This window comes from Paraflavitalea pollutisoli, assembly GCF_029360705.1.
Classification (GTDB): Bacteria; Bacteroidota; Bacteroidia; order Chitinophagales; family Chitinophagaceae; genus Paraflavitalea; species Paraflavitalea pollutisoli.
The window spans coordinates 2,655,963-2,670,965 of the sequence record NZ_JARKMX010000008.1 but is presented as its reverse complement, the minus strand read 5'-3'; the positions used below and the strand labels follow the sequence as shown (position 1 = coordinate 2,670,965).

16 protein-coding genes are annotated in these 15,003 nt (G+C 52.6%); 11 read left to right on the top strand and 5 right to left on the bottom strand.

The window, feature by feature from the left end; all coding sequences use genetic code 11:
- Positions 1-41: 41 nt before the first annotated feature.
- From P2W70_RS24335 to P2W70_RS24315, 5 genes are all read left to right on the top strand, one after another.
- The gene (locus P2W70_RS24335) at positions 42-875 is read left to right on the top strand and encodes a hypothetical protein (protein ID WP_276484149.1); all 834 of its coding nucleotides are present in this window, start codon (positions 42-44) and stop codon (positions 873-875) included.
- 406 nt (positions 876-1,281) lie between these two features.
- Entirely contained in the window at positions 1,282-1,662 is a 381-nt protein-coding gene (locus P2W70_RS24330; RefSeq protein WP_276484148.1) for a hypothetical protein, read from the top strand.
- A gap of 107 nt (positions 1,663-1,769) precedes the next feature.
- On the top strand, positions 1,770-2,102 hold the full coding sequence (locus P2W70_RS24325) for a TFIIB-type zinc ribbon-containing protein (RefSeq protein WP_276484147.1): 333 nt from the start codon (positions 1,770-1,772) through the stop codon (positions 2,100-2,102).
- Between the two features lie 41 nt (positions 2,103-2,143).
- Positions 2,144-2,809, top strand: a complete 666-nt coding sequence (locus tag P2W70_RS24320; protein ID WP_276484146.1) for a DedA family protein — start codon at positions 2,144-2,146, stop codon at positions 2,807-2,809.
- Positions 2,810-2,815: 6 nt separating this feature from the next.
- Positions 2,816-3,628 carry a TerC family protein gene (locus tag P2W70_RS24315; protein ID WP_276484145.1) on the top strand — a complete coding sequence of 271 codons (813 nt, stop codon included), beginning with the start codon at positions 2,816-2,818 and terminating at the stop codon, positions 3,626-3,628.
- A gap of 92 nt (positions 3,629-3,720) precedes the next feature.
- Here P2W70_RS24315 and P2W70_RS24310 read toward each other — a convergent pair whose 3' ends face one another.
- Together P2W70_RS24310 and P2W70_RS24305 are read right to left on the bottom strand one after the other, a co-directional pair.
- Complete coding sequence (locus tag P2W70_RS24310; protein ID WP_276484144.1) at positions 3,721-4,095, bottom strand: iron chaperone; 375 nt, start codon at positions 4,093-4,095, stop codon at positions 3,721-3,723.
- Between the two features lie 160 nt (positions 4,096-4,255).
- Entirely contained in the window at positions 4,256-5,035 is a 780-nt protein-coding gene (locus P2W70_RS24305; protein WP_276484143.1) for a Rossmann-fold NAD(P)-binding domain-containing protein, read from the bottom strand.
- Between the two features lie 211 nt (positions 5,036-5,246).
- On the opposite strand from P2W70_RS24305, the gene P2W70_RS24300 reads away from it, so the two are divergent.
- The 3 genes from P2W70_RS24300 (at position 5,247) to P2W70_RS24290 (ending at position 10,066) form a co-directional block, all read left to right on the top strand.
- The gene (locus tag P2W70_RS24300; RefSeq protein WP_276484142.1) at positions 5,247-6,629 is read left to right on the top strand and encodes a hypothetical protein; all 1,383 of its coding nucleotides are present in this window, start codon (positions 5,247-5,249) and stop codon (positions 6,627-6,629) included.
- 417 nt (positions 6,630-7,046) lie between these two features.
- On the top strand, positions 7,047-9,101 hold the full coding sequence (locus P2W70_RS24295; protein ID WP_276484141.1) for a monovalent cation:proton antiporter-2 (CPA2) family protein: 2,055 nt from the start codon (positions 7,047-7,049) through the stop codon (positions 9,099-9,101).
- 77 nt (positions 9,102-9,178) lie between these two features.
- Positions 9,179-10,066 (top strand): aldo/keto reductase, encoded by an 888-nt coding sequence (locus P2W70_RS24290; protein WP_276484140.1) that lies wholly within the window; start codon positions 9,179-9,181, stop codon positions 10,064-10,066.
- 161 nt (positions 10,067-10,227) lie between these two features.
- On the opposite strand, the gene P2W70_RS24285 is transcribed toward P2W70_RS24290, so the two are convergent.
- Positions 10,228-11,070 carry a universal stress protein gene (locus tag P2W70_RS24285; RefSeq protein WP_276484139.1) on the bottom strand — a complete coding sequence of 281 codons (843 nt, stop codon included), beginning with the start codon at positions 11,068-11,070 and terminating at the stop codon, positions 10,228-10,230.
- 130 nt (positions 11,071-11,200) lie between these two features.
- Here P2W70_RS24285 and P2W70_RS24280 point away from each other — a divergent pair, with 130 nt between their 5' ends.
- Positions 11,201-11,683 (top strand): pyridoxamine 5'-phosphate oxidase family protein, encoded by a 483-nt coding sequence (locus P2W70_RS24280; protein ID WP_276484138.1) that lies wholly within the window; start codon positions 11,201-11,203, stop codon positions 11,681-11,683.
- A 125-nt stretch (positions 11,684-11,808) separates the two neighbouring features.
- Here the strand turns inward: P2W70_RS24280 and P2W70_RS24275 are convergent, their stop codons facing one another.
- A complete protein-coding gene (locus tag P2W70_RS24275; protein WP_276484137.1) occupies positions 11,809-12,231 on the bottom strand; it encodes a DUF3788 family protein in 423 nt (140 codons plus the stop codon).
- A gap of 187 nt (positions 12,232-12,418) precedes the next feature.
- Here P2W70_RS24275 and P2W70_RS24270 point away from each other — a divergent pair, with 187 nt between their 5' ends.
- Together P2W70_RS24270 and P2W70_RS24265 are read left to right on the top strand one after the other, a co-directional pair.
- Positions 12,419-12,694 carry a hypothetical protein gene (locus tag P2W70_RS24270; RefSeq protein ID WP_276484136.1) on the top strand — a complete coding sequence of 92 codons (276 nt, stop codon included), beginning with the start codon at positions 12,419-12,421 and terminating at the stop codon, positions 12,692-12,694.
- A 51-nt stretch (positions 12,695-12,745) separates the two neighbouring features.
- Entirely contained in the window at positions 12,746-14,302 is a 1,557-nt protein-coding gene (locus tag P2W70_RS24265; RefSeq protein WP_276484135.1) for a sensor histidine kinase, read from the top strand.
- Here P2W70_RS24265 and P2W70_RS24260 read toward each other — a convergent pair.
- The gene (locus P2W70_RS24260; RefSeq protein WP_276484134.1) at positions 14,299-15,003 is read right to left on the bottom strand and encodes a sulfite exporter TauE/SafE family protein; all 705 of its coding nucleotides are present in this window, start codon (positions 15,001-15,003) and stop codon (positions 14,299-14,301) included. The genes P2W70_RS24265 and P2W70_RS24260 overlap by 4 nt on opposite strands.

Below are 15,003 nucleotides of genomic sequence, written 5' to 3'. Positions count from 1 at the left end.
CATCCGTAAACAACCCGATCCCCGTTCCCCAATAGCCATTGATGAGAAATATCAAATACTTCACCGCCATCCTGTTCCTGTCGATGATCATCCCGATGGCCCAGGCGCAGGAATTTGATGAAAAGATCGCCGCACGACTAAAGGAAGATAAGATAGACACCTGTATGGTGTACAAGTCTTATTGGGAAGGGAGTATACATTCCGATACCTGCAATTGGTCTGATCCCGTTTGGCTGCTCTGGGTGAAAGACGGTCAGTATTTTCAGCAGTATTTTGCACGGTGCAAAAGTGTCGCTAAGCTACCCATTGGTCCGTTGAACCCGCTTGCCTTTTATTTGGCCCATGCAGGCAGGGTAGCGGTGGAACAGATACAGGAACCCACGTACACCAAAATAACGAAGAAGGGACGCAAGTCGGACGAGGACACCTGGACGAGCTCCCTATCGCATGGGCTGGTATACCACTTCAATTGCAAAGTAGGAGAGAAGCAGGTGGAAAAATACATCAGCGATTACAACCTCGAAACAGCTAAACTGGGCAATGGCATGCCCAACCAGCATTACGTCGCCAACCGGCGCTCCGCTACCTTCGCGCTCATCCGCTACCTTCGCTCCTGGACGGGCACGACATATCTCCAATGGTTGCCAGGTCCCAAAGCCAAACCTGCGCCCAGCCTCAACGGTACCTGGATCCCCGAAAAGATCAATTGGAAGGAAGGCAGCTTTTATTCCCTGCTCATCCAGCAGGATACCAGCATCACGTTAGTGGCCGCCACTTCCCATAAGAACAAAGATGGCTCCATCGATTTCGGCACGCAGCCTGGGTTCATCGTACGCCACGGCACCATCATCCCGGTATCGAATACGGCAAAATAACTTTCCTCCACAACATCGCTTACAAAACGTTTACCCTGTCTGGCGAGCAGCTCCCTGGTCTGGCTGTCAGCGACTCGATGAAGCTGGCAATTAGTGATAAGCTCCGCCTGGTCTGGAATAACACCACCTACATCCGCACCGACCGGTTCACACCCGAAAGTCAGGAGCATATACAACGGTTAAGGAACTTTAATCCTTTCGCAACGCGGTAACGGCCCAGCCCGTAAACACCATGAAATATCCTCCCCAAAAACCTCCTCACAAAACCACCTTTTTGCCCCCGTTTTCCACAGTCGGGGAGGCCCTCGGTACCCAATCCCCCTTTAACACTTTCCCAACGGAAATTTTGGTTATTTTCGCGGCGGCGGCAAAGCTCCGGTAGGAGCTAAGTCGTTGAGCAACAGTCATGAGTCGGAAACTAATACAGCAAGTAAAACGCCTGTTTACCCGTACCTCCCTATGGGTGATCAGCCTGCTATTGGTGTGCACCGCCAATGCCGCCACCGCCGCCGACGCTATTTTCCACCAGGCCATCGTGCTGCAGTGGACGGGCCAGCAGCCCGTCCCCCTCACCGAAACCCAGGAACAGGCCGGTCCCAACAACGACCTGCACTACGGCGAACGCAAAGCCGTCGCCCACAGGAAAGTTAAAGTAAGCCTGCCCTGGCAATTCCAGGTGGTACCGGCTACCCCCCTCAGCACCTTCCCGCCCAGAGATAGTTTACCCGACGGTGCCAGTACAAGGCCCGCCTACTACCGGTTCCTCTTCCGGTACAAACCATTCTGATCCTGTCACACATAGATCCGGCACTGCACACACACCGGCCCACGCTGGCGGCACGCCGTTTTTGTATCGCTCATCCAACATTACTTCATCAACTAATCGACAGGATCATGAAATGCCCACATTGTAACGAGACCTTACTGATGACCGAACGGCACAATATCGAGATCGATTATTGTCCCAGTTGCCGTGGCATCTGGCTCGATAAAGGAGAACTGGACAAAATGCTGCAATATGTAGAAGACAAGGTCAAGGCCCCTCTACCCAATAGTCAGCAACAAGTTCAACAGAGCAACCAAAGCAGCCAGGGCTACCAAGGCTATCAGCAAGAGCAGCCCCGGCATAAACACGAGTACGACGACGACGATCATTATAAGAACAATCCCAATTACCAAAGACGGAAGAAGAAAGGGTTCCTCGGCGATCTCTTCGATTTCGACTAAGGACACAAGAACCCAAGGCGTTTAACAAAAACACGAATGCAATGAACCTAGTGCTGGAATTCCTGCGTAACCTCACCAATCCCGAGTGGATCATGGCCCACGGTGGCCTCTATATAGTGGTACTGATCATCTTTGCGGAGACAGGCTTGTTTGTCGGCTTCTTTTTGCCCGGTGATACCCTGCTCTTCATCGCCGGTATGGTCATCGCCAATACCGTTGCCCCCGAAAGTGCCCCCATCCTCAGCCTGCTCTATTGGCTGTTACTGATCACAGGTGCCGCCATCCTCGGCAATTTTGTGGGCTACTGGTTTGGTCGACGCTCCGGTGAAATGCTGATGCAGCGAAAGGATACCTGGATCTTCAAAAAGCGCCACCTCGTGCAGGCACAGGCTTTTTATGAGAAGAAGGGGGGAGCAGCCATTATGATCGCCCGCTTCCTGCCCATCGTGCGCACCTTTGCGCCCATTGTAGCAGGGATGGTGAAGATGAACGCCAAGAAGTTCGCGTACTTCAATATCCTCGGCGCCTGCGCCTGGACCGGCTCCATCGTGACGGCCGGATTTCTCCTAGGAGAAAACGCCTGGGTACAGGAAAACCTGGACAAGATCATCATTGGCATCGTAGTAGTAACCACTGCCCCCGTATTCATTAAAATGATCGCTGGCCGCAAGAAAAAGCAATCACTGCCCACCGATCCAATTAAATAATCTGTCATGACCGCATTGTATGTAATGCCCAATTTTGCCGACCCGGCCGTCTGGATCAGCCTGGTAACCTTGTGTTTCCTGGAGATCGTGTTGGGTATAGATAACATCATATTTATATCGATTGTAGCGGGCAAATTGCCCGAAAGTATGCAGCGCAAGGCACGCAACATCGGTTTGCTGCTCGCCATGGTGTTCCGCGTTTTGCTGCTGCTGTCCATCAACTGGATCATCTCGCTCAAAGAACCCGTATTCACCATACCCGATCTCGGTGCCCTCACCGATGCGCCCACCGCCCTCAGTTGGAAAGACCTCATCCTCATCGCCGGTGGTATCTTCCTCATCGTGAAGAGTACCCTGGAGATACACCACAAACTGGTGGATAAAGAAGAAGCCGAAAAGAAAGGACCTAAAGCGGGCAATTCCCTGCCTGCTGTGCTCGGCCAGATCATTCTCGTCGATATGGTCTTCTCCTTCGATTCGATCCTCACCGCGGTAGGTCTGGTAGAGAACGTGATCATCATGATCATCGCTGTGATCATTTCCATCGCCGTGATGATGTTGTTCGCAGGTCCCGTTACCCGTGTCATCAACAAGCAACCTACGCTGCAAATGCTGGCCCTGTCATTCCTCGTGGTGATCGGTGTGGTACTCGTAGCAGGTGGCTTCCACCAGGAAGTGGCCAAGAGCATCATCTACTCCTGCCTGGCCTTCTCGCTCGGCGTGGAAATGCTTAATATCAAGTTACGCGGCCGCCAAAAGAACATCAAGCTCAATACCGGCACTGCCCCGGTAGAAGACAATAAAGAAGGGGTTAAATAGCCCGGATAATGCCGGTCTCCGGTAGCGTCTCAAAATGAACAGAGCCTGTATCACCAGATACAGGCTCTTGTATTTACAATGAAATAGGATGATTACTTCGCCGGCTTCCCCGCATGCCTTTTCACTTCATGCTGTACCATCCGTTTGATCAATGCCAGCGGCAACGGTTTGTCCAGCGGAAACTGCACCGATCCGCGGCCCGTCTTATACACCGACAGTGCCTGCTCAAATGACGCGACACCCGTAGGTGCCGGGTAAAACCCAATATGTTGTTTGAAAGCGGCAAAATGCACGAGGTTGCGCCCATCCAGTTTGAAGGTGGGCATATCATACGCGATCGCTTCCTTGGCGTCCGGCACTTCCGCCTGTATGGTAGTACGAATGGTTTGCAACAATTGTTGCACTGCTTCAGGGAAAGCAGCAATATACGCGTCGATGTTGGTGGCTTTTTTAGCGCTGGTAACCATAACGAGGCAATTTAAGGTGACAGCTACAAAACTACCATCCTTTGCCCGCAATCCCCCGGCGGTAATGCGACAAATAAAGGGCCATCGGCGACATCGGCCCGATGCCAGCGCGCCGCGTAGGTTCGTCACCCGGGTCAGGCATCCCAATAACGCGCCCTGCTTACCTTAACCCCAGCTTGCGCATAAAACGTTGCAACAAACTGCGCCGCGGCGCCGTCCCGATCGGGATCACCAGCGCCGTTTGGCGTGGCTCCGTCGCTTTGTCCGACGGCTTCGCATGTATAGGTGCTTTGTTGATAGAAGTAGTAATAGCGCCAACCCTTCGGTATTTGCGAAAGATCGTGGCCGACATCAATTGCTCGTCTTCGCCCGTAGAGATCATCACGCCAAGATGTCTTTTCGCCACCCCAAAAGTAAAAGCTTCCATCAACTGATCTTCTGTACAGTCATACGTATTCTCTCCATTCTTAAACACGCGCTTGCCATTGATCATCGCCGACTGCGCATATATTTTCTTTTCCTCTTCCAGCAGCTCGCCATACTCCATCACCGGCGATTCACTCGTGATCGCCTTGAAGCGTTTGCGCTCGTCGTTTTGGATCAACGTATACATGTGCAGGTTGATGCCGCTGTGACAGGAAGTAGTGAGTATCTCAGATTGGGGAAACAACGACGACAGCGTACGCTCATAATCACTCAGCTGCGCAAAGCCTTTCAGCCTTTCCAGCCGGTCACTCAGTAAATAATCATCGCAAATAATAAGGTGATTGTTGTAGTAGCCGATGTTGATCGATTCATCCATCGGAAGCAGGCAGTCTTCCAGCGTGGTTTCGCCGGCGGCCTCATAATGGCCAAAGCCGAGGTGTTCAAGCAAAACGCGATCACTGACCCGTTCTGCCGGTTGGTTGTTCACAGTGATCATGGAACTTTTGAATCCCATAGGGTAAAGGATTTGGATGTGCGCTCAATGTATATAATAATTTGATCAATCGCAAGTCCCCGGGTACTTATATTAACCGGCAAAAAGCCGCAACAAATAGCGTCCAACCTACGCAAACGGTTGTTCAGATCAACATAATTACAGTTCACGAACACGCCGCTGGCTGCACTCGATACGCAGGATAGTTTTGCACCCATTAATATTGATCCGTATGTATAGAATCATCATTGCTGCCTGCCTGATCCTCGCAGCCTGCTCCAAATCCGGAAAGTCTGGCCCCGATGAACCTCAACAACCGCAAGGTCCGCCATTGTCCACATCACGCGGTGCACCCGTTGGTCCAATAGCCACAGCCACCATCGGCACGCAGGGCGGTCAGTTGTCAACCGCAGACGGGGGCGTAAAGGTCATTGTACCCGCAGGTGCTGTAACCAGCAACCAAACCTTCAGTATTCAAAACGTAGAAAATACCTTGCGACCCGATAAAGCAGCCAGCCGTTCCTTCCGCATGTTGCCAGAGAATATCACCTTCAGCAAACCAGTGGCTGTCGTCATGAAATACGACCCCGCCGATATCTCTACCGGTCTCGAAGACGTGATGCGCATCGCCTATCAAACACCCGAAGGGCAATGGAAAGCCACCAACGCAGCACTCGATAAAAACGCGCATACCCTCACGGTACACGTGCACCATTTCTGCGATTTTGCTTTCTATGAGCAGTTTGAACTCTTTGCCAGTAAGAACACCGCACTGGCCGGGGATAAAGTACAGTTCAGGGTAGGTGTAATAGCAACACCCAGTAACGAAGAAACGGGTGGTGTAGATGACCTCCTCTCACCCACACTGCACATGGCCGGGATGGACCTCACCAAAAACACCTACTACGAACAGATAGACCGGAGCTATATCACCAAAGTGAACAGCTGGAAGATAGTAACCGGCGGCGGCACCCTCACACCACAGGTTAATGGCTATGGTATCAAGGCCAACGCTGAATACACCGTTCCCGCACAGGTGCCTGCAGCCAAAGACGTGATCGTGGAAGTGAGCCTCGAAGGCTCCCGGCCCATACCCGATACATCGGCACCTGGTGGCAAACGTAGCCTCGGCCAATTGATCATCCGCAAAACCATACGTCTTATGCCAGAGGTTTTTGCCACGGCCACTTTTGATGGAAAAGAATACAATCTGAATGACGGACACAGAGGCCTGGCCTTCGACGGCCTCGCTGCCCTCGCAGGTAATGACAATGTCCAGGGTGCGAGTTTCTCCATCACCATGGGTAATATGCTGCGCGGAACTTACGGCCCCGGAGCAATTACGCCCAATTCCAGCAAAATGGCCCTCATTTTCAATTATAAATCAACTGGCGGTAAAACGGTGGCTGCGCAATCCAATTACTGCCAAATCGTAAATGATAAAACCGAAACTAAATATTCCAACGGCCGCCTCACGATTGAGAAATTTGGTGAGCCCGGTGATTTCATCGAAGGCGAATGGAAAGGTTCCGTCTATCAATTAAAAGCCGGCGGGCAGGCCTGCGACTACGAGCCCAAATCACTGGAGCTCCGTTTCCGTATCAAACGACAGTAATAACTTCAGACCATCACGTAGCATAAAGACCGGCTGCCTGCTTCGCAGGTGGCCGGTCTTGTCGTTAGCCTTCCCCCACATCGTCCACATCCCCTGCACTTACCGTCTTCCCGTTGTCAAAATCAGGCAAAGATTTGAACCATTGAACTGACATTACGACTTTTAAGCAGGCATGGCGTTAATATTGCGTCATATACGCTCCCCGCCGGATCAGCCCCCCAGGGCATGGAGAACCGGACTCAATCAGTTAAATTTGTAACAGGGGCATGCCCGATTGGCAGCATGGGCTGCGCGGCAAGGACACCACGACAGGCCCGGGCTGATCACCAGGTCCGACTGCTAAAAATTACCGCGGTTGCTGCCCCACACACACCACCCAACCAAAACGGTGGGCAGTGTGTTACATAAAAACAACCTATGCAGGATACATTCTTTTTTCAGGCCATGTTGTACCTGGCCGCAGCAGTGATCATGGTGCCCATCGCTAAAAGACTGGGGCTCGGTTCCGTACTCGGATACCTCATCGCAGGCATCATCATGGGGCCGGCCGTACTCAAGCTGATCGGTAAAGAAGGGCAGGACCTCATGCACTTCGCGGAATTTGGTGTCGTAATGATGCTTTTTGTTATCGGTCTCGAACTGGAGCCTTCCCGGCTCTGGCACCTGCGTCGCTCCATCGTCGGCATGGGTGGTCTGCAGGTCATCATCACCGCCGCCGTCGTGGCAGGCCTGGCGATCCTGTTCAACATAACCTGGCGCGAATCTCTCGCCATCGGTATGATCGTTTCCCTGTCATCCACCGCCATCGTACTGCAGTCGCTACAGGAGAAAGGATTGATGCAAACCGCCGGTGGACAAAGCTCCTTCGCCGTCTTGCTGTTTCAGGACATCGCCGTCATCCCCATGCTGGCCCTGTTTCCGCTACTGGCCGTTAGTCATGAAGAGGGCGCCGCCGTCGCTGGAGGCCATCACCAATCAGGCCTTGCCGGTACCTTACCCGCCTGGGCACAAACCCTCCTGGTATTAGGTTCTGTATTATTCATCATATTTACCGGTCGATACCTCACCCGCCCATTGTTCCGCCTCATTGCCAAAACCGGCATGCGCGAAATGTTTACCGCAACCGCCTTGTTACTGGTAGTAGGTATAGCCGTACTGATGAACTTCGTAGGGTTGAGCCCTGCCTTGGGCACCTTCCTCGCAGGTGTGGTACTGGCCAACAGTGAATACCGCCACGAGCTGGAGAGTGACATCGATCCCTTCAAAGGGTTGTTGCTGGGGCTCTTCTTTATCGCGGTAGGCGCCTCCATCAATTTCAGTCTCATCCTGCCACATGTATGGCTCATCGCCGGCCTGGTATTGGGGGTAATGCTGCTGAAGCTGATCATCCTTTTTGTGATCGGCAGACTGTTCAACATGAGTACCGCGCAGAATACCATCTTCAGTGTGGGCCTCAGTGGCATTGGTGAATTTGCCTTTGTATTGATCAGCTTCTCGCTGCAGGGTAATATCCTCAGCCAGGAAATCGCCGACACCATGATGGCAGTCGTTGCCATCAGTATGGCACTCACGCCGCTGATCATGATTGCCAACGAAAAGCTCATCGTGCCGCGCCTCTGCTCGGTCACCGCAGCTACCATCAAGTCTACCATCATTCGCGAAAGCGATATCATAGAAGAGAACAACCCCGTCATCATCGCCGGTTATGGCCATTTCGGCAATACCATCGGCCGCTTCCTGCGGGCCAACAATGTAGGTGCCACCATACTCGATACGGATAGTGACAACGTCGATTGGCTGCGCCGCATCGGTTACAAGGTGTACTACGGCGACGCCAGCCGCCACAACCTGCTCGAGATCGCCGGTGCCCACAAGGCCAAAATGATCATCATCGCCATCGGCGATGGGAAGAAGCGCCTGGAGGTGATCGATACCGTCAAGAAACATTTCCCCGATCTGCAGATGCTGGTACGCGCCGGTAACCGCTATGATGCGTATGACCTGATGAATGCAGGGATGCTGCACATCTACCGGGAAACACTCGATACCAGCCTGCGCCTGGGTGTCGATGCCATGAAGATGTTAGGCTTTGCCCCCGAGATCGCCGACCGCTCGGCCAAGACCTTCTTCAATCACGACGAAAAGGCCCTGAAATACCTCTCCACCATTCGCAACGATGAAGAGTACATCACCGCGGCCCGTCGCAACATGGAAGAGCTCACCCAGTTGGTACAGGCCGACCGGGTCGTGCAGGAGCCCCTGCATGAATTACCCGAATCGGCACCGGTAAATGGCTACCGGAAACCCGAAACTATTTCGGTCGATGACCTGTCGTCGGAAATGCTGTTGGTAAGGGCCGATGGGCATAGCAGCGAGGCCACCACCCTCACGCCGGCAGTACTTGATATCGACGAGCTGAACGTGGAGGCACCCGTTCGCCATCCCGACGAAACACCGCCCGGTACAGCTTAGTACAGACTGTCTACTGATTTAATAGAAAAGTATTATCTTCCGGCCCGATACGTATCCTTATTAACCGATTAAACAACATGAAAAAGATATATCTCAGTGACGCAGGCCCCAAGGTATCTCCGGCTATTTATGGATTTTACCGCTGGCAGGAGGTAGACAACAAGGCAAAGGCCATGGAAAGCACCATCAACCTCTGCCTCGAACTCGGTATCAACACGTTCGACCACGCAGATATTTACGGAGGCTATGCCTGTGAAGAACTCTTCGGCAATATCATCGCCAATAGCTCCATCAAGCGCGAAGACCTGGTATTGTTCACCAAATGTGGCGTTGTAGAGCCGCATGCTTCACGCCCCGATGTACGCATCCGCTATAACGATACTTCCAAAGAGCATATCCTGAAAAGCGTCGACAATTCGCTCAAGAAATTACGCACCGACTATATCGATATCTTCCTGCTCAATAACCTCGATCCCATCTCCAACCTCGAGGAAACAGCATTGACCCTGCAACGCCTCAAAGAGTCGGGCAAGGTGAAGAACATCGGTGTGGTGAACTTCTCGGTATTCCAGCACCAGCTGCTGGCTTCTTACCTCAAAACGCCCATCGTGAGCAACCACGTAGAGCTCAACCTGCTCAATACGGCTGCCCTCGACAACGGCCGGGTCGATTACAGCAAGCAGCGCTACATGCGTCCGCTGGCTTCTTCGCCACTCGCTGCCGGGCAGATCGCTACCGGTCAATCCGAGCAAGCGATCCGCGTACGCGCCAAACTGAAAGAGATCGGCGCCAAATACAATGCCGACCAGGAGTCCATTGCGGTGGCCTGGCTCGTGAAGCTCGGTGCCCTGCCACTGGTAGGTACTACCAGCGAGCAACGCATCCGCAATATCGCCAATGCCTTCTCCATCGAACTCGATCACCAGGATTGGTACGAGCTCTACAATGCGTCGAGAGGCGTATAGGCTATTACAATAAGTACATGACCGTCCAAATACTACAGGCTGCCTGCAAGGCAGCCTGTAGCTTTTATACGCCACCTCCGCAGCCCTAGGCCTCAGAGACGGCCCGATACCATAATTGTCGACCCATATTGATGATCATAACTTATAGAGACTGCCTGTGTTTATCCGGCAGGATCGGTAGCTGTAGTACGTTCGGGCAATACCAGCACCGGCACCGGGCTCTTGAAGATTACCTCTTTGGTAGTGCTCTTGAAAAACCATTTCTCCAGTAATGTATGTTTGTGTGGTACCAGGGCCAGCAGGTCGATCTGCTCCGCTTCGATAAAGAAGCCCAGCGCCTCCGCTACATCTTTGTTGTGCGCGTAGGTATACTGCGTATCCAGTGACCTCGACAACCGGTTCACCTTCTCATTTCGATGCAATAGCTCATACACCTCATCAAACCGGTCCTTGATCACCCGTACCACGTACACCTTCGATTGAAACCGCTCGCCGATCTCCGTCAGGGCATCTAGGGTGTGTGCGTCCATGTCGGGAGCAATATCGCTCGCCACCGCAATACGCGATGGCATCCGGTAATTCGCCGTTTCAGGCACTACCAGCAATGGAATCTTCGTGTGTTTGGCGAGGTCAGTCACCGTGCTGCCAAACAATTGCCGGAACAGCTTGCTGTGTACCTTCATACCGGTCACGATCAGGTCGGCCTGTTGTTCTTTCGCTACCTGTAGGATGGTGCGCGAGGCTTGTCCTTCACCAGTCAGCAAGTCAATCTGTACACCGCAATCGCCCAACGCCCGCAGGTGTTGCGACAACCTGTCCAGTACTGACGCACGGGTGTCGACTTCCGGTACTGCGACAGCTGTGTCTACACCAGCCATGACCTGGATCTGGTAGGCATGAAATAGCACGATGCGTGCACCCAGCGCCCTGGCCATAGAGATACCATAAGTCAGCGCATTGTGCGAAGCATTGGTGAAATCGGTGGTGATGAACAGCGTTTTCATGACGGCTGATTTTATACAAATGTAAGCAGGCTGGAACGACAATTGCACTGAGAAACATCAGGCTTACGCCTGATTCCTGTTAACGATTCTCCATTGGTAAACATCGAAATTGTAAACAAATACCAATTATATGCTCGGATATCTACAGGTACAGGAAATAGAGGCACTGCTTAGTACGCAACTGGTAGGAAGAATAGGCTGTCATGCAGATAATAAGACCTACGTGGTGCCCATCAGTTATGCCTACGATGGCGAATACATTTATTGCCGGGCCGATGAAGGCTTGAAAGTGGAGATGATGCGTAAGAATCCTGCCGTATGCTTTGAAGTAGACCGTTTTCATGATATGGCCAACTGGCAGAGCGTGATTGCCTGGGGTACCTACGAAGAATTGATGGAAGAGGTGCCGCGCAAAACAGCTTTGAAGAAACTTGTAGAGCGGGAGTTGCCTTTTTTCAGTAGCCAGATGACCCACCTGTCGCCACAATGGCCTTTTCCCCCTACAGACCTCAATACTATAAAAGGAGTGGTATTCCGTATTCGCCTGCACGAAAAGTCGGGCCGCTTTGAGAACAACAAGGGTAGCAAAGGACCCGAGGCGGCGGATAATTAGTGCGTTTGCGAACATGCACCAGCAACAAGGCTTATGCGCTCCGGCGGTAAGCCTCGATGTTGTTCTGCTTTCTCTTCCTATATTCCCTACGTTGCCTCTATGCCTTTTTGCCTTGGTGCCTTTCCTCAATGCTTCAAAAACAACTTGATCGCCAGCAGCTTCTTGATATCCTTGACCGGGCATTCGTTCCTTACCTCGATGTAGCAACTTCGACCTTCGGTATGAGGCGCGGCACCTTGTAATATCACCTTCATTTCCTCCGAAATACTGCTCTCCATCGCCTCCTCTACGGCCTTATCACCCAGTACGACCAGCACGTAAAAGTATTCGTCTTTGGGAATGCAGTAGATGATCACCCGATTGTGATAGCGCAACCGGATATGCCAACCCACCTTGCTGTAGAAATACAAGACCTGCTCGGCCCCCGGACGGTTTTGAAACACGTACTGCCTGATGTCGAGCCACAGCACGTAGGTGGGGCCCAATGCTTCCCGGATTTGCTTGAGAGCAGGTTTTTTGGCCTGGTCCTGGAATAATGGATTGTACACGTCGGAAGGCTTTAAGTCTTTAAAAGAAACGGATAAACAACCACTTGTAGTGTGGCTACCGATTGATGAATATGAGCACGATCATAAATCGCCTTGATGAATGTCATAACCGTGCCACCAGCCACCCGGCTATTTTTGTTGCACCGGCCATCAGGCCCTAGAGATATTTATTAAATACATACGTTGCATGGACTCCAAAATGGCAAGCCGGAACAAATACCAAACGCTGCAGCAATTGAACGACGCACACTTGCAGGGAAAATTATCAGTAGGCATCAAGGCGGTGTACAATACCGCCACCCATCGCCGGGCGCAGCTGTTATTGATCGAAGAAGAACACGTATTCATCAGCCAGGAAGTGCTGGACGATGTGATGGAAAAGGTCTTGAAAGCGGGGGGAGATGTGGAATTTGTAGAAGCAGGCACGCTTACCGCCTACGACCATATTGTGCTGATCGAGTAATACCTCCGCAGTTTGTCTTAATTTCCCGCCAAAATAGAGGGATCACCGGATATGTTTACTGAAAAGCCGCTGAATGTATTGCTGTTTTGCATGATAGTTACGATCACCACGGCCGTACTGCAATACCTCAACCCTGGGGTTAGCTTTTACGACAGCGGTCTCGTCATAGCTGTACTGCTTACCGTATTCCTCAAAAATGACCGCTATACCCGCATCGCGGGTATGGTAGCCATCGTGCTCATCATCCTTTCGTTCTTCTATCCCCACGAAAGTATGAACACGCAGCAGATCATGATGCAGCACCTTTTCAGCAGCGTGATCGTGATCATCACCACCCTGGCAGTCCTGTACGTCAAGAAATTATACCGCTCCATCGAGTCCGACGAGCGGCAGGTCAATGCCCTGTTCGAACATGCCACCGAAGGCATCGTGCTCACCAACAGCAAAGGCGAGATCGTGCTCATCAATCCCGCCGCCACCGCTTTGTTTGAATATGATAAGGAAGAGCTGCTGGGCAAGCCGATCGAAACCCTCATACCCGCCCGTTTCCATGGCAGGCACAACAAAGACCGGGAAGGCTTCTACAAGAAACCCTCCAATCGCTCCATGGGCCATGGCCGTGACCTCTTTGCCAGAACACGCAGCGGGCGCGAATTTCCCGTAGAGGTCAGTCTCAGTCACTACCAGCAGAGCGATCAGTTCTTCGTGATCGCCTTTATCGTCGACATCACCGCGCGCAAGCAAGCAGAAACGGAATTGCTCGAGCAGAAAGCACAACTCGAACAGATCACGGCCGATATGCGCAAGCTCAACGCTGAACTGGAAACCAAGGTAGAAGACCGTACCCTCATCCTCCGCGAAGCCCTGCAGGAACTGGAGCGATCACAAGGAGAACTGAGTGAAGCCCTCAACAAAGAGAAGGAGTTGAATGAGATCAAGTCCCGCTTTGTCTCCATGGCCTCGCACGAGTTCCGCACACCGCTCAGCACCGTATTGTCGTCAGCTGCGCTGATCGGCAAATACACACAGACAGAAGACCAGGAGAAGCGCGATAAACATATCCGCCGTATCCGTGATTCCGTCAAGCACCTCAACGTACTACTCGAAGATTTCCTCTCCCTGGGCAAGCTCGAAGAAGGGCGTATCAAAGCCGATCCCGTCCGCTTCGCCGTGCGCGAGTTCCTGGCCGAGGTGGTGGATGAGATGAACCTCATCCTCAAACCCGGACAGCAGATACAAACGATCTGCGAAGGCCCCAACGAATTCACCACCGACAACCGCCTGCTGCGCAACATACTCATCAACCTCATCAGCAACGCCATCAAGTTCTCTGGTGAAGGTGCCACAATTGTACTCACCGTGCACATCGAAGGCGATCAACTGACCCTCTCCGTCAAAGACCAGGGCATGGGCATCGCCGAGGAAGACCAGCAGCATTTGTTCACCACGTTCTTCCGCGCGCGCAATGTAACCAATATCGAAGGCACAGGACTCGGCCTGCACATCGTAAAGCGGTATGTAGAATTGCTGGAAGGTGACATCGCGCTGCAAAGTGAGCTCGACAGGGGCACCACCGTTACAGTAGGCTTGAAAGCATTAGCGCTCTAGTGGCAGGAAGCGCTGTTGGTAGGCACCTGCGGCAAGGGGGGACTGATAAAAGGAATGTTGAGGTCCAGCCCGCGAAGGATTAATAAAATACCCATCGTCATCATTACAACAGGCACGGCTTTCCGGAAGCGCGTGCGCCAATGAAGGTTAAGTCGTATACCACCGTAGCCGACGGCCAACAGGGCGGGCAGGGTACCCAGGCCAAAGCAAGCCATAAACAGGCTGCTCATGCCGACATGTCCGGTGGTGAGTGCTGCTGCTACTGCCAGGTACACGAGGCCGCAGGGCAGCAGGCCATTGGCCATACCCAGCAACAGGAATCCATAACGTTTAGGTGCCTGCCACAGGCGTATGTTCAATTGCGTGACCAGGCGTTGAAAAGCAGCAATAGGTGCGAAGGAGGCCAGTTGATGATGTACCAGGGAGAACAGGCAGGCTGCCAGCAGCAGGATGCCCAGACCGATGGAGAAACCCTGTTGCCACCCCGCCAGTTGCAGGCGACGGCCTGCCAGTCCAAAGGCAAGTCCAAGCAGCGAGTAGGTGAGTAGCCGGCCACCATGGTACAAGGTCATGGATAAAAGCCGCCGCCGGGTTGATTGCCCGGCAAGCGGTAAAGCCATGACCAGCGGCCCGCACATGCCAACACAATGCAGGCTGCTGAAGAGACCCAAAACAACACCACTGGTAAAGATGGGCCACAT

What these genes read in the sequence shown, in the direction of transcription:
- P2W70_RS24335 (WP_276484149.1), top strand. Translation starts at nt 42, where the DNA reads ATGAGAAATATCAAATACTTCACCGCCATCCTGTTCCTGTCGATGATC.
- P2W70_RS24330 (WP_276484148.1), top strand. Translation starts at nt 1,282, where the DNA reads ATGAGTCGGAAACTAATACAGCAAGTAAAACGCCTGTTTACCCGTACC.
- P2W70_RS24325 (WP_276484147.1), top strand. Translation starts at nt 1,770, where the DNA reads ATGAAATGCCCACATTGTAACGAGACCTTACTGATGACCGAACGGCAC.
- P2W70_RS24320 (WP_276484146.1), top strand. Translation starts at nt 2,144, where the DNA reads ATGAACCTAGTGCTGGAATTCCTGCGTAACCTCACCAATCCCGAGTGG.
- P2W70_RS24315 (WP_276484145.1), top strand. Translation starts at nt 2,816, where the DNA reads ATGACCGCATTGTATGTAATGCCCAATTTTGCCGACCCGGCCGTCTGG.
- P2W70_RS24310 (WP_276484144.1), bottom strand. Translation starts at nt 4,095, where the DNA reads ATGGTTACCAGCGCTAAAAAAGCCACCAACATCGACGCGTATATTGCT.
- P2W70_RS24305 (WP_276484143.1), bottom strand. Translation starts at nt 5,035, where the DNA reads ATGGGATTCAAAAGTTCCATGATCACTGTGAACAACCAACCGGCAGAA.
- P2W70_RS24300 (WP_276484142.1), top strand. Translation starts at nt 5,247, where the DNA reads ATGTATAGAATCATCATTGCTGCCTGCCTGATCCTCGCAGCCTGCTCC.
- P2W70_RS24295 (WP_276484141.1), top strand. Translation starts at nt 7,047, where the DNA reads ATGCAGGATACATTCTTTTTTCAGGCCATGTTGTACCTGGCCGCAGCA.
- P2W70_RS24290 (WP_276484140.1), top strand. Translation starts at nt 9,179, where the DNA reads ATGAAAAAGATATATCTCAGTGACGCAGGCCCCAAGGTATCTCCGGCT.
- P2W70_RS24285 (WP_276484139.1), bottom strand. Translation starts at nt 11,070, where the DNA reads ATGAAAACGCTGTTCATCACCACCGATTTCACCAATGCTTCGCACAAT.
- P2W70_RS24280 (WP_276484138.1), top strand. Translation starts at nt 11,201, where the DNA reads ATGCTCGGATATCTACAGGTACAGGAAATAGAGGCACTGCTTAGTACG.
- P2W70_RS24270 (WP_276484136.1), top strand. Translation starts at nt 12,419, where the DNA reads ATGGACTCCAAAATGGCAAGCCGGAACAAATACCAAACGCTGCAGCAA.
- P2W70_RS24265 (WP_276484135.1), top strand. Translation starts at nt 12,746, where the DNA reads ATGTTTACTGAAAAGCCGCTGAATGTATTGCTGTTTTGCATGATAGTT.
- P2W70_RS24260 (WP_276484134.1), bottom strand. Translation starts at nt 15,003, where the DNA reads ATGTGGCCCATCTTTACCAGTGGTGTTGTTTTGGGTCTCTTCAGCAGC.